This window comes from Moorella mulderi DSM 14980, assembly GCF_001594015.1.
GTDB lineage: Bacteria > Bacillota > DSM-521 > Neomoorellales > Neomoorellaceae > Neomoorella > Neomoorella mulderi.
Genome location: NZ_LTBC01000001.1, coordinates 1 through 13,873, shown reverse-complemented (window position 1 = coordinate 13,873; position 13,873 = coordinate 1). Strand labels below are relative to the sequence as shown.

Sequence of the window (13,873 nt, the reverse complement as noted above, 5' to 3'; positions counted from 1 at the left end):
TCCTTCCGGGTTTAATGTACGGCAGGGTTCAGGGCCATAGCGGCCATACTTAAAGCTATACTCACAGCTACGTAAACCATCCAGATAACCAAAACCACCGCCAGGCCACGGCGATTATCAACCCTGGCCACCGCAGCCGTACCCAAACCCAGGAGGACAAAATTCCAGATTACGAAGGGGTTGATTTTATCCAGCAACAGGTACCCTACCCCGGGATGGGGCGAGGGCGGCAAAAACGCGGCCAGGCTGACTTTTACCTGATTCATGGCCTCGAGGGGCAGGGCGAGAATCAACAACGTCTGGATCAGGCTCCCCAACAAAGGGGCTACCCAGGCCACTGCCGCCACCGGCAGCAGTCCGGCGACTGTTACCTGTAGCCCGAAGGCGCGGCCTACCAGGCTGATAGCCCCGGCCTCTGCCACCCAAATTATCAGGGGCACTATCAGGGCCCCTAAAATAGCCATCGCCGGGACGAAATAGTTAACGATTGTCGTTGCTATGGCCAGTTCATCGGCCGGCAGGGGGCTCTTCTCTAAGCCCAGGAGGACTATAGCCCTGGCTTTAGGCAGGGCGACAAGAGTCAGAATAAGATTAAAACCGATAAGGGTCAATGCCGGTGGCCAGAAAGGAGCCTTTTCCGGCCACTCATTAAAGGTAACACCCGGGCGAACCAAAACCCCCCATAGCATTCCCGGCCAGGAATGTTCCTGCATTTCCCTTCCCCCTAGTTATATGTTTTTAAGGTGGCTGCCTGTTCCTAGGAGTTAGTTCGCTTTAGTTCAAATCAAATCCTGCTCAGAATAAATTAATTTTTGATTAAGCCAGGAGCACCACCCGGTTGACAAAAAAATCCTGATTGCTATGAACGCAAACCGGGTTCTTGCTACAGGTTGATTCGCCTGTATTTGTTTCTGGGCCCACGTCTGCATAAATTGCAGCAGGCAGGCCCCCGCTACAGCACTCACAGCGGTAATGATCAGAAGAGTGGCAGTATGGCTAAAACCTGACCTCAAAAGGGCAAAGTATATGGCATTAGCCACACCTACCACGCCCAGTCCCAGAAGCATGCTTAAGGCCACGTTCGAGTTATAATTGGTGGGTTGTCGCGGCAGGTTCCAGTTGAGCATGGGGCGTGACAAATCAAATATGAGAGTTCCGCTGTTGATCAGAAAAATTAGCTCCGAGGCCTTGGGTTATGAGATGGGTTGGATGGAAAGCAAGTAGCAGGTAGTGGTCTGGCCAGCGCAAAATTGAGGATCAATGAACTGGATATGAGCCGCGCCAGGACATTAAAGCAATGTAAACCATGGTATAATAAGAACGTAAAATATAAGGGAAAAGTAGGGGAGGAGACCTTGAAACTTAGATTTACTGCCCATGCTGAAAAGCAGCTAATAGAAAGAAAACTCGATAAAAAGTTGGTAGGGGAGACAGTATGTAATCCGGAACGAATAATACCGCAAGGGCAAGATGTTTTAATCTACCAGAAGGTTTACAAGGAAACGGGGAAAGAATATCTGCTCAGGGTTGCCGTAAAATTATCGGGAGATAGTCACGTGGTTTTAACCGCGTATAAAACATCAAAAATTAAAAAGTATGGAGGCGATAAATCATGAAGTTTCGTTATGATCCAGATGCTGACGCCTTATATATTCGTTTTAATGACAGCTCTATTTATGAAACGGAAGAAATATCTCAGGGTGTATTGTTGGACATCGACGCAGAAGGTAAGCTGGTAGGCTTGGAGATCCTTAATGCCTCGAAAAAATTGGGAGAGCCCCCTTTGACTGTGGAGGTAGAGCTTCCGAAAACAGCTACCATATAGTTTGCTTTTTTCTTACGCCCATGCCGCCCCGGCGGCACCTGGAGACGATGTAAGATACCTACCGGGAACTCGAGGACGGCATGGCCCTCCAGGGGAAAGTCACCCTGGGGGCCGCCGTCAAGCTCTACCCTGGAAAATATCCAGGTTTCCCGCCAGGTAAGCCGCCCCGCCTGGCGCGCTGCCAGTTCCTCCACCCGCTCTTGCCTGGCGGCAGCAGGCACCCGGTAGACATCGGCCAGCAATTGCTGGTACTCCAGTCCCGTCAGTTTTTCCCAGATGTTGGGGTTATCTGGGACAAACCCCAGGGAGCCTTTGGCGGCCAGGGGGTCGTCGGCCATATTGTGGCGTTGATTATGACCTCCCCCGGGGTGGGGGTTAATAGCGTATGGGCCTTAACGGGGGTGGGAGATACTAGTGGCAAGGCAAGAATAATAGGGGGTTGCGGCATAGAAATGGGTCAGGGCCAGCCATATATACGGCCCCAATTGCCGAAGCAACAGCTCCAGTTGACCAACCTGGACAAAGTCTTCTGGCCGGAGGGACTGACCAAGCTGAACCTGGTCGAATATTATGTCGACATGGCCCCCGTCATCCTGCCTTACCTGCGGGACCGCCCCCTGGTCCTGAAGCGCTACCCGGACGGCATTACAGGGGAGGCCTTTTACCAGAAAGAGTGCCCTGCCTATGCGCCAGAGTGGGTGGCGACCCTGCCCGTCTATCACGCCGATAGCGATAAAACCATCAATTACGTTCTCTGCAATAACGAAGCAACCCTGGCCTGGCTGGCCAACCAGGGGTGCATCGAGAGGCACGCAACAAAGGTTAATCGGGTCGGGCGGCGGCTCATGGGCAGGAGCGCCGGCCGGTTTTTTTTATTTTGCTGGGCGAAAAATACGGAAGGAGGTTCGCAGTGTGGCTAGAAAGCTTGTGAAGGAGACTAAAAAAGCAAGGCTCCTCCGGTTGCTGGAGGAGCGTGATGGAGTCGTGGATTTAGGGGAAGCGGCCAGGGTGATTTACGGAACACGTAACAAGATCGCACAGGAAAGCCTCGAAAGAGCACTAGGAGCATATAGGATGAAAGACCGGAGATTCGCAGGGATCAGAGTGAGGAACAGGAGACTGGTATGCTTGAAATCAGACGCCGCGCCGTATCAGCCGCCACCGATATAAGTCGTGAAAACGGCAGTCACCTCCTGTCCACCTCCCGGTTTTCTTCCCATGAGGTCAAATCGTTACGAAAGAACTCAGGCAACGAATTGAAGGACAAAACGTTTTTGAGCGTTAGATTTCCAGATAGAACGTATTCCAGCGGAGACTTCAGAAAAGCCAGCGCGTGGAGCAACGCATGAACGTTCTTCGTCGATTCCGCGTAATCAGCGAGCGCTTTCTGATCATACCAATGATCAGCTAGCGTACGAAGTATATAGGGTTCAAGAGAAGGTGAAGAAAGATGAAGAAAAGCGGCGAGGATCTGCCGAAAAATCGGCACGACAGGCGTTTCCATTTCGAGGATTTTTTCCTTAGCGAATTGCTTGAGCGTTTTTTCTGGCAGAGGAGATTCATTTTTTACATCACCCCCTTCACCTTCGTTTGCGTTTGCCCCCTCGGTCTTTTCCGGCAGCGGTAGTTTTGATTGTGTCCATACCACCGGTGCTGCAGCAGACCACCCCAAGGGCAGGATGGCCCCAGCTGGATAATTAATCGCGGCAAGCACCACGCGAGGATCTTCGTTTAGGGCGGAAGCTATTCGAAGTAACATAGCCCGCGTCAGCGGGGATTTCCCACGAAAAATCGCTGATAAATGCCCGTCGCTCGTTTGAAGAACGCGTGCCACAGCACGTATGGAACCGACGCCGAAATGCCGGCAGAGATAATCAAAAAGCGCGCGACCGTAGTTCTCGTTCCACTTAACACCCGCGACATCCACACATACCTCTCCTTTCTCCAGATTTTTGAGCATTCCCCCCACTCCCATTCAACATTATACCTTTATGATAGAAAAAATAAACGCTTTTTTATTAAAAAGCCTAGAAAGGGGGATTGCATCAAATACGTGGTTATGTTATACTTTCAAGTAGTGCGTTAAGCACACCAAAACAAGCAAAACACGTAATTTAACCTTGTCGGAAAAAAACGAGGAACAAGGTATGGGAGAGGTGTGCATGTCGCAGGAAATGGAAACCGGACAAAAAAATTCCCACAGGGGCAGAGGCAGACCGCCGGGGCGAAAAAACGGATCGGTACGATCCGATCGTGTGGAGGCGTGTCATTTAATAGCGAATGTCTTGGTTATGGAGCCCACGGCGTCGGCAGCACGGCTGGCTGAATTGGCCTGGCCCGAAACGGCCAGCAGCACGAAAGCGAGGGAGGCGGCACGGAAGAGAGCGGAAAGGGCGCTGGCCGACCTGGACGAGGATCCTTCGTTGGCCGGCGTGGAGATGGAAGAAAAAGTGCGGGCCGCCTTGAAAGCCCGCCGGGGCGAAGAGGAACGGAAGCGGAAAGAACAGGAAAAAGGGAACGAAAGAAAAAACGCAATCATGGATATCATCGCAAGATATAAAACTGCATTGGGTGTTGAAATCAGATATAGTGAAAACGAATATAGAGATGAGGATGGAGATAAAGAAGACAAAAAAATTGCCGTCGCCGCGTCAGACGACCACATCGCGGCGGTGGCAACGGTAGAACTCGGCGTAGAAATCACGCCGGACGAGGTTGGGCGGATCCGACGCAGTATGGGGCTAGTCGTGTCTCCGTCATTCCTCCCGCCGTCGCCTCCAGGTTCGAAGAAACGATATAATTCAACAAATACGCACAAAAAGACATATCGTCGATTAGCCATATCGACGCACGATATGGTGACGCGAGGGGCGAAAAGCGTCTATATATGTATACCAGGAATATGGGACGCCGATAAAGGAACATGGGTTCGGAGGGAGTGCTGGAAACCCTTGGTAAAACAGCCCGGACTGTCAACATACTACCCTACCCTCATCGATCCCGCGATGGGGAGCAGTGGCGGAGGCAAGCGGAAGAAAGGCGGCGGGTGGAGCCGAGACAGCGAGCAATTTCAAAAACTCAATTGATTATTCAACCCGGCCGGGAGGCCGGGTTTTTCTTTTGAAAGAAAAGGAAGGAGGAAAAAAATGACGGCTATAATTGATTTTCTTCGTGCCGAGCGCAGCGGAACACGCGTCGAGTTCCTGGCCCCGGCATTAATGGTGGCTGGGTTAGCTTACTCACTTATCCACAATTTGGGATGGATGGCGGCGTGCGATGGAGCGACGGCGAAAAAAACGGCTCTTCTGCCCCTCCCATTGCCCCTGGCGGCGGGTATGGCGGGAGAGAAAATAGTGACGGCGCGGAACATAGCCAGGGAAACGGGGATCTTACCCGGAAGAAGAAAGGAAATTAAAAAAGCGAAAACTATTGTGCAAGAGCCGACCGGACCTAGCTCTTTCGTGAACCATACAGAAAATGTAGTTTATTACCACACCCGCGAACGCGAAGGCGGTCCGGTGGTATACGTGCCGTGCCAGCCGCTGGGGGCGCTGGCGGAACTGCCGCACATGCCGAAGGATCTGGCTCGGGCACTGCAGGACGTACCGGCGGAAGCCCAACCCATGCTGGCGGCGATCTGCACCCTCTTCCTGGAGCAGGTAGACGACATCACTAAAAAATACCACCAGAAAAACCCAGGTATGACCCACGGTGCGATCAAGACCAGCCTGCGGGAACTGGCCGAACGCATGGGATTATCGCCGTGCGGTAAAAATTTTCGTATGATAGCGGAAATGCTAGGATTGTTGGTTTTCACACACGCTAAGGATTTTGTAATCGGGTACAAGCGCAAAAAGGAGAAAACCGAAGAAATTGTCATGGCCATGGGGCGCTTCATCACGTGGATAGAATACCGATGGAAAAAAGACCGGCCCTTCGACGACATCACGGTGGGCATCACTATATGTCCTGCTTTAACTGATTTTCTCCTGAGTCCGGAGTGCCAAAGTCAGCTGGTGTGGGTGCCCGTGAACATAATAAAAAAGCTCCGGCGCAAAACGCGCAGGAGCCGGTACAGTATCCCGGCACTATTTTACATCATGGCCGCAAAGCCCGGTAAGGGCAAACCTTTCAGGATCGGCTGGGAGAAGATGGCCGAAAAGATCCTCCCGGGCCACACGGAATCGGGCCGCAAAATCCGCCCGTCAGAAAAACGGGAGCTGGTGCGGGCTATCCTGGGGGATATAGCCGAAACCGGAGTTATCAGGGTAGAAGAGGAAAGCGATGGGGTGTTTACTATACACTACCCCCAAACTCACAAAACACCTAAACTGCTTACTTCAGGTGATAGCAATATATGACAATTATTCCATATCATAGGTGAGTACCAATAACGACGTTACCGAGTACCAATAACGACGTTACCGAGTACCAATAGCGACATTTCCGAGTACCAATAACGACATCCCACTTATTTCCAACTTTTCAAGCCTTGAGACTCAAGGGTTTACGGGTTGTAATTTTTTCCAAATACGCCTAAGAATCTTAAAGAATCTCTTAAGAGATTCTTTAAGAGGGCGGGGAGAGGGTGCTCTTACGGCCCCCTCTCCCCGCCCTGGTTTTGTTACGATTTAAAATTTAATATTATTTCCGCCGTCTTCCATCTACTGGAAACGATATACCAGAAGCGTGCCACCGCCTGCCGCACGAGGCGGGCGGTTTCCCACTCTCCTTTATCCGGCCCTGGCGAGAGCCAGGGCTATTTTTTTTATTTAGAACCCCCAAAAAAACTTAAAGGGAGAACTCAAAGGGAGAGTGGGTAACGTGAGCAGCAAAAGCATATTCCCTGCGGAAGTTTTTGTCGACACGGCGCTGGAGGCCCAAGTGTTGTCAGCCATGGCAAAAGATGCAGACGCATACTGGCGGTACGCGGAGGATTTTCTCGTTCCGGATGCCTTCTCAGACTCCGGACATCGTGCGGTCTTCCTGGCTTTGGCAGATTACCACTCCGGGCGCGGGCCGCTGCCGGAGCTTCCCGCCGCCGAGCCACCCGCTGACCCCGCTGACCTTGACAGCGCGGTTAGGCAACTGGTCACCTTGGCGCAAAAACGGAGAGCCGCCGAGGTGGTGGGCCGATTTTGGCAGGATCTGGCCCAGGGAGGAGCGGTCCAGGACGTGCTGGCGGCGGCGATAGAGAAACTAAGCGAGGCACAGCAAGCGGTGCGGGAGCTTTCCCCGGGGCAGACGAAGACGCTAACGGAGCTGTTGGGTGATATGGAGACACGTTATTTGGAGGAATACAAGCTTCTACAAATGACCGGCAGGCCGACCCTGCACCCTTCTTTCGGCAAGGAACTTCCCACTTTTACAGAACTCACCGGGGGCTTCGCTCCGGGAGTATGGGTAATCGGCGGCCAGCCGAACGTCGGCAAAACTTTTTTAGCGTTGACATGGTTGCACCGCTATGTGGTGGCAGAAAAGGATACGGCGTCATTGTGGGTAGACGTACAGGAAACACGTCCGTTAGACAAATTGGCACTTTACCTCGCTTGCATCCACGCGGAGAAGTGCCCTTTGCTGTATGAGCGTCGGAAAGCGAATCCGCAGGAAATATCCGAGATCTGCAGGAAAACAGCGGCGGAATTTAAAGATCGCGTGGAGATAATGGAAGCTACTTCCAACACGACTGTAGCCCACATCCGGGGGGCCGTGCGTAGGTTGCTGGCCAGGACGGGGGCGAAGCGTTGTATGGTGATTTTGGATTACTTGCAAAAGTTTGGGTTGATGGGGGGCGGCGGGAATCTAACGGATACCCGGGCGCGAATTAACCACGCCTTATCGACTATGACGGAAATAACAAAGATATGTAATGGTCCGGTGGTATTAATTTCCAGCTTAGGCAAAGACGCATACCGTCGGAAGACGGAGGACGCGAGCATAGCTGATTTCAAAGATTCCGGGGAAGTAGAGTATCAGGGCGACGTAGGGATAATACTCCGTTGGGGGAAGGACGAGCGCAACGAGCAGAAAGAATGTGCGGTCAAGGTCATCGACGCCTGGATCGTGAAAAGCCGTCTCGGTCCTTCTGCGGTAGTTCGTCTTTATTCTGTCCGCACGGAATCGAAATATGTGGAAGCGGACCCCGGCTTTATCCCGATGCCGCTTGAGCTGGGAAGATGTAGTGTAGAAGACGAAGAGCCATTGCTTTAAGGCCGGGGCCGCCCCCGGCCTTTCACTTCAGGGGAGGCGCCCCTGATTTGATCTTTCGAAGGAGGCGGTTTTTCGTATGTGGTTTTATACTCCCGACGGGTACATTGTGAATCTGTCCACGGCGTCGCGCATATACCGACGTAAAGCCGAGGACGGCGTGTTCGAAGTTGCGGCTTCTATCCCCGGCCGGTGGAAGGTAAAAACGGAACACGGTGTAGAAGAGCGGTCGGGGTATGTGCCTGTGAAGCTGGTTATGTGCGGTAGGGACGAATCGGAAGCAAGTAGAGTTATTGAGCTTTTCTACCGTGCCCTGCAGAAAGACCTGCCCGCAGCTGATTTGGAAGTCCTGCTAGACTTAGGGGAAGGGGATCCAAATGACGACAGCAGCGACGACTGATCGTGACATAATGCTCACCGCCGCCCTCGAACATCTGCGTTTTGGCTGGAGCGTCGTGCCGCTACATTCGCCCGTGCCTGGCGGCGGTTGCACGTGCGGGCGGGACTGCAGCAATCCGGGCAAACACCCCCGTGTAGCGTGGAAAGATTACCAAACACGGAAGCCGACCGAGGAAGAGGTTCGCTCATGGTGGGAAAAGTGGCCTGACGCGAATTTGGCGGTGGTCACGGGCGCGGTGAGCGGTGTGGTGGTAGTCGACCTGGACGGTCAGAAAGCGGTGGAATATGCCAAAGAGCGTGGAATACCAGACACGCCCGTCGCTCGGACGGGGAGAGGCTACCACGTCTATTTCCGACGTCCTGAACTTGAGATAGCTACCAAAGCCAGGTTGATCGAGTTCCCGGACAAGAGCTGCATAGACGTCCGCGGCGATGGCGGTACGGCCGTCCTCCCTCCTAGCCTTCACCCCTCTGGTACGCGATACGCCTGGACTGAGGGCCGCAGTTACCGGGATGTGCCGCTGGCCCCGCTGCCTTCGTGGGTGCTGGATCTGCTGGAAAAGGCGAAGGCGGGGGCGCAGGGCGGCGACGGCGAAAGCCGGTCGAAGGTCGACCCCTTGGCGGTGTTGGCCGGCGTGCCGGAGGGCCAGCGCGACGTTGCCCTCTTTCACTACGCTTGCCGGCTGAGAGCGCAGGGCCTCACCCGCAAAGAAGCCGAAAGCCTGGTCCTGGAAGCCGCCCGGAATTGCCGGCCGCCCTTCCCGGAACGTGAGGCCCTGAAAAAAATCGACCAGGCCTGGAAATACCCGCCGGGAAGGGCGTTGGGGGCGGCGTCCGGGGGCGGGGCGCTGCCGCGGCTCCCCGGCAGGGTGGCCGTGCCGGAGGGCTGGGACAAACAGATGGCGGTGGTGACCACAGACTGGGAGGTGGCCCGACAGGCATACGCCTCCGGGAAAGCCGTGGTGGTGGTCTATCCGGATCTGACCGCCCCGCGCGGGGCGGGAGACGTTTTGCGGCGAGCCGGGGAAATTGAGGTGATGGGGGAGGGGGAGGAAAAGCGCCGGATCGAGTGGGCGCTCTTCCCTTTCCTGGCGATGGCGGGCCGGGCTGGCGAACGTGAATGGCCGGGCGGCCCGGAGAGAGGAGCCGTCGACGAGGCCGGCGGCGCAGTGCAGGGAGCCGCCGGCACGGCGGAGGAAGCCGCGGTGGGCGCGGGCGGCGGCTCCCCGGAGGTTCCCGGCCAGGGCGGCCAGACGGCCGCCGCCGGAACCATCGTCGAAGCCGCCGGCACGGCGGAGGAAGCCGCGGCGGGGCAGGTCCATTCCCCTGAGTGGATGGATGAACTGGCCGCCTTGCGAGCTGGCCGCTTGTTGCTGTTTCGTAACTGCCGCGCCCTGGGCGGGCGGGATTTTTACCTCGCCTTGGACCAGCGGGCGGCCGCAAAAGCCCCGAGGGGGGCGGGGGAGCCGCCGGTCCTCACGCTGGCCGAAGCGCTTGCCTTGGCACGGCGAAACCTACCAGTGCACGGCGAAGAACTGTACGAGGTAATGTCGCGTATAGGTAGAGACGTTCTCGACTGAGAAGGCCGGGCGAAAAGTCGCCCAGCTTTTTCTTTTTTTGGGGAGGGCGTGCGGGTCAGCCCTACCCCCACTCCTTCCTTCGCCCGGCGGCTTTCGGCCGCCGGGTTTTTTGTCAATAAGTGAAAGGAGGTGAACTTTAACATGCGTAAGAAGCTACTTGTTTTAGCGCTCCTGGTCGTCTTGACGGTGGTCCTTGCGGCAGGCCAGGCGTTCGCGGGCACGGGCGCCCAGCCTCTCATCCCTGCTGCGTCCGCGTCTGGACAAGCGGGCCAGGGGCAGGCCCAACAGGCGGAGCTTACCGTTACCAAGGTCGGGACCGTGACGGTAGGGTTGCCGCTGACGGATGAGGCTGCCAAACGTTACGGCCCCGATGTGCTCATCCAGGATTTGCCGTTGTATGTCACGGACAACGGCACGCTGGTCGTATTCGTGCCGCAGGAGCTCGACGTTTTTGGTAAAATGTATAAAGTAGTGTGTGATCGTAAGTTTGTCGACCTGGCTGAGCTACGTTACCTGAGGGGCGACTGGTTGGAGCTACCTTTCACGGTCAATCTGGAGTAAACTGTAAACTGTAGAGTAATAAGCGGCGGCCCCAAAGCCGGAGTGGGACCGCCGCGACCCAAATCAAGTTAAAAAAAAGGAGGAGACAATTTCCATGTTGTTCAAGAGGCTGATTTTTTTCGTGGCCCTGATAGTAATGCTGTTCGCCTTCACCGTCCCGGCCCACGCCGAAATGGAGTATCGTTTTAGCGACAAGGACACCATCACGAAAGATTTTTCCTGGGGCCAAGACGACATCATCGAGGCCATCGACTTTGAGCTGTATGCCGGCTACCCGGACAACACCCTGAGTCTCAACAACAACATGACCCGGGCGGAGTTTGCGGCCGTATTGAACCGGATTGTTGACGCTGGGGGGACGCCGGGGCCGAACTGGTACGACGGGGCCGTAGACGGCTTAGTTAAAGCCGGCGTAATCCCGGATAAGTCCGGGGACTGGGACGCGCCCATCACCAGGCTGGAGGCCGCTAAGTGGTTAGGCAGGCTGGCTAAAGTCTACCAGGTGACAGTCAAGGACCAGGGTGCGACCTTCAGCGACACTTCTGACCCGGACGCCATCTACGCCAACAAGACCGGCCTGATGAAGGGCGTCAGCCCGGGCGTCCTGGGGGCCGACCGGAACCTTCTCCGGGGTGAGGCGGCGGTGCTGCTGCTCCGGGTGGCGAAGAGTGTGGATAATAATTTGCCGAGTGATGATGAGTTGAAGCAGGCGATGATGGAAGCTATAGAAGATGTCAACGCCAATATTGACCATATGCGTAACACTTGGAAGCTAGATTTTGGCTTTTACGATAGCTTGCCGTATAAACGGGTAACCCAAAATTACTTAGAGGAAGATCAAAGAGCAATGTATGCTGAACGTAATAGCGGCCGGACCCTTTCTTTGCTAGGGATTAAGGAAATTAAGATTGCAGAAAAGCATAATGCAATTGCTGTAGTTGTAACCAAGTTATATAACAAAGAGAAAGGATATGATGTTAGTCCTGCAGTTACTCGTTGGAAGAAAATTAATGGCCGCTGGATGATGACCCAAGGTGGAGTTCCAGACAATAGAGATCTAAAGTACCTGGGAATTAAATTTTAAAAATAAGCAAGGAGTGACCACGTATGCGAAGCAAAGCCTTTTTGATAAAGGCTTTTTTATTTATAACCTTTTTATTGATGCTTGCTAGTCCTGCTTATGCTGGGTTGGGAGGCGACGAAGGTTATCAAGCTCCCAACGACTCCCAGGCCCCCCTTTCCAACGGCATGACCTGGTTCGTCCGCCGCGTGCCGGTGATACTGTATAACCCTAATTCCGTTACCGCCAGTCTGGAGGGAAATAAGGGTGAAATCAGCCTGAGCGACGTGGATCTGGTCTGGGGCGAGCTCTGGACCAAGCCGGGATGGGCGCAGGAGGGAAGCCGGTACGGCCTGAACGAGCTTTACATCCCTATTAACTCCAACATGACCCCGGCCCCGGCGTCCGGGACGAAAAAGGTCATTCTGCCGGACGCCGATTTCGACAACCCTGACGTGTTGAGCTTCCTGGCGGACTATTTTGACGTGTCCACCCAGACGCGGTTCATCGACAAAAACAACGTCTGGGCCGGGGACGCCTCTTCGGGCGTATTCGTGAACGTCCCCATGCCGTCGCGGGAGGATTTCCTCAAGCAAGAAGCAGGGATGAACGAGACCATGGCCGCCAGGTGGAAGCCGTTCCTGGCGAGCAAAAGCACTCCCGACGGTTTCATCCAGTCTGCCGACGGCGGCAAGAAATACCTGCGGGCGCTGGACGCCTTCGACCACGGGGCGACTTTTTACTACCACCTGCTGTTGAACCCCGGCCCGCAGAACGGAAACTGGCAGGTTGCGGCCCAGACCAGCCCCAATTACGACGAGAACGCGCCTGACGGGATAGGGTTCTACAGGGGCAAAGACTGGAGCGGCCAGCTTAAAAGCTCGCCCGCGGCCGTGCCGGGCTTCATCGGCGCGATAATGCCCTGGGCGAACCTGAAGCTGGAAGGCCCGACCGAGATAGTCGGCGCCCCGGGGGAAGAGAAGGGTGCTCAGTACGTCGTCACGAATGAAAGCTCTGTCGATTTGAGCCCCGACGTAGGGGTAAAACGCGAGGGCGGGAAATACGTCACGGCGGCGGCCGGAGTCCCGGTGAAGGCGTGGAATAAGGCACCGGTGACGCTGAAATTCAAGGTCGAGGATCATCCCTACACGGTGCGGGTGGGGGTCAACCCTTTTGAGGGGATATGGGAATCCACGTACAAAGACAACTATGTGGACGTCACCGTCAAGCCCATCGCCCCGGATATGTACGTCAAATATCTCGACCCCGGCGCTTCGGAAGCCGAGCCGGGCAAGGCCTACACCGGGACCGTAGTTTACGGCCTGGCAGCTGATTACCCCGTACCGGTCAAAGCCACCCTATCCCTCACCAACAACGGCTATTACGCGACCGCTTCCGACGGCACGCCCTTGAACGACCAGGTTCCGGTGGAGTTCCAGCCCGGCGAAGAAAAGACCTTCACCTTCACATGGCACGGGGATGCCAACGGCAATACCCTGGTGGCAAAAATCCACCCGGTGAACCCGCCGGACGACAGGGATTGGAGCAACAATTCCAAAGAAGTGTGGGTTAACCCGGCCGGGTGCGACCTGGCGGTGACGGCGTGGCCGTTCAGGGACCCGATATTTGTAGGGATGGATACCGGCTATGCCGAGGGCGGCGTTAACATTAAAGTTACCCGCAAGGACGACAACCCCAACCCGGTGACGGCTGAGGTCACCGTCGACGGCCCGGCGGGCAGGCAGACATACACCATCACTATCCCGCCCGGAGATTCTAAGCCGGCGGGGCCGTACCGCTTTAAAGTCTATAGTCCGGGCACCTATACGGTGCATATAGAGGCATGGCCGGAAGGACTACAGGACGCCTACCCGCAGGACAATGTTACCGACGTGGTGATCCACGCTAAAAAACAGGAAATACACTACTACACCGGGCCGAAAGAGCCGGGGCTGCACGCGGAGCTGGGCGGAATGTAACACTCAAAGGGGCTATCCTTTGTAAATCAGGGGTAGCCCTTTTAATTTTTTTAGGGGAGGCTGGCAAAGTGAAAATTATATGCAAACAGAGTAGAGGCTCTATTTTGGTGGAATTTGCCCTATCGATAATTTTATATCCCACATTCCGCACCTTTGGATATAATTACCAATGTTTACTTGGAGCACTAAAAAATACTCCTACCCACCACCGCGGGGTGGGAAAAGGTAAATTTCCTTGCCGAAACCAGCAAGTTCAAGGGCT

At 55.0% G+C, this 13,873-nt stretch carries 15 protein-coding genes and 1 pseudogene; 13 read left to right on the top strand and 3 right to left on the bottom strand.

The features are described from left to right. Nucleotides 1–11: 11 nt before the first annotated feature. Nucleotides 12–713: a YIP1 family protein gene (locus tag MOMUL_RS00075; protein WP_062279935.1), complete on the bottom strand. Its 702-nt coding sequence runs from the start codon at nt 711–713 to the stop codon at nt 12–14. 66 nt (nt 714–779) lie between these two features. Further along, complete coding sequence (locus MOMUL_RS16460; RefSeq protein WP_062279932.1) at nt 780–1,127, bottom strand: hypothetical protein; 348 nt, start codon at nt 1,125–1,127, stop codon at nt 780–782. A gap of 78 nt (nt 1,128–1,205) precedes the next feature. Here MOMUL_RS16460 and MOMUL_RS16815 point away from each other — a divergent pair, with 78 nt between their 5' ends. From MOMUL_RS16815 to MOMUL_RS00050, 4 genes and pseudogenes are all read left to right on the top strand, one after another. Then, complete coding sequence (locus MOMUL_RS16815) at nt 1,206–1,616, top strand: DUF4258 domain-containing protein (RefSeq protein ID WP_169802138.1); 411 nt, start codon at nt 1,206–1,208, stop codon at nt 1,614–1,616. Next, entirely contained in the window at nt 1,613–1,825 is a 213-nt protein-coding gene (locus tag MOMUL_RS15445) for a DUF2283 domain-containing protein (protein ID WP_084785359.1), read from the top strand. Before MOMUL_RS16815 ends, MOMUL_RS15445 begins: the two co-directional genes overlap by 4 nt. A gap of 452 nt (nt 1,826–2,277) precedes the next feature. Further along, nucleotides 2,278–2,640, top strand: a pseudogene (gene ligD / locus MOMUL_RS17705) (non-homologous end-joining DNA ligase LigD); the annotation flags it as partial. A 97-nt stretch (nt 2,641–2,737) separates the two neighbouring features. Further along, complete coding sequence (locus MOMUL_RS00050) at nt 2,738–2,995, top strand: hypothetical protein (protein ID WP_062279923.1); 258 nt, start codon at nt 2,738–2,740, stop codon at nt 2,993–2,995. Nucleotides 2,996–3,011: 16 nt separating this feature from the next. Here the strand turns inward: MOMUL_RS00050 and MOMUL_RS00045 are convergent, their stop codons facing one another. Then, nucleotides 3,012–3,785: a helix-turn-helix domain-containing protein gene (locus MOMUL_RS00045; RefSeq protein ID WP_062279920.1), complete on the bottom strand. Its 774-nt coding sequence runs from the start codon at nt 3,783–3,785 to the stop codon at nt 3,012–3,014. Nucleotides 3,786–4,152: 367 nt separating this feature from the next. Between MOMUL_RS00045 and MOMUL_RS00040 the strand changes: the two genes are divergently transcribed. The 9 genes from MOMUL_RS00040 to MOMUL_RS17135 form a co-directional block, all read left to right on the top strand. Next, on the top strand, nt 4,153–4,911 hold the full coding sequence (locus MOMUL_RS00040; protein ID WP_161484937.1) for a hypothetical protein: 759 nt from the start codon (nt 4,153–4,155) through the stop codon (nt 4,909–4,911). A gap of 60 nt (nt 4,912–4,971) precedes the next feature. Further along, nucleotides 4,972–6,186 (top strand): hypothetical protein, encoded by a 1,215-nt coding sequence (locus tag MOMUL_RS00035; protein ID WP_062279915.1) that lies wholly within the window; start codon nt 4,972–4,974, stop codon nt 6,184–6,186. A gap of 463 nt (nt 6,187–6,649) precedes the next feature. Beyond that, complete coding sequence (locus MOMUL_RS00030; protein ID WP_062279912.1) at nt 6,650–8,035, top strand: DnaB-like helicase C-terminal domain-containing protein; 1,386 nt, start codon at nt 6,650–6,652, stop codon at nt 8,033–8,035. A 157-nt stretch (nt 8,036–8,192) separates the two neighbouring features. Continuing rightward, complete coding sequence (locus tag MOMUL_RS00025; protein ID WP_153018179.1) at nt 8,193–8,432, top strand: hypothetical protein; 240 nt, start codon at nt 8,193–8,195, stop codon at nt 8,430–8,432. Then, nucleotides 8,410–10,011, top strand: coding sequence for a bifunctional DNA primase/polymerase (locus MOMUL_RS00020; protein ID WP_084785358.1), 1,602 nt, complete (start codon nt 8,410–8,412; stop codon nt 10,009–10,011). Before MOMUL_RS00025 ends, MOMUL_RS00020 begins: the two co-directional genes overlap by 23 nt. A gap of 141 nt (nt 10,012–10,152) precedes the next feature. Then, complete coding sequence (locus tag MOMUL_RS00015) at nt 10,153–10,572, top strand: hypothetical protein (RefSeq protein ID WP_062279903.1); 420 nt, start codon at nt 10,153–10,155, stop codon at nt 10,570–10,572. Nucleotides 10,573–10,666: 94 nt separating this feature from the next. Next, a complete protein-coding gene (locus MOMUL_RS00010; RefSeq protein ID WP_062279900.1) occupies nt 10,667–11,656 on the top strand; it encodes an S-layer homology domain-containing protein in 990 nt (329 codons plus the stop codon). 23 nt (nt 11,657–11,679) lie between these two features. Then, entirely contained in the window at nt 11,680–13,611 is a 1,932-nt protein-coding gene (locus MOMUL_RS00005) for a hypothetical protein (RefSeq protein ID WP_062279897.1), read from the top strand. 68 nt (nt 13,612–13,679) lie between these two features. After that, the coding region (locus MOMUL_RS17135; protein ID WP_236712918.1) for a hypothetical protein at nt 13,680–13,873 on the top strand (194 nt) is incomplete at its 3' end.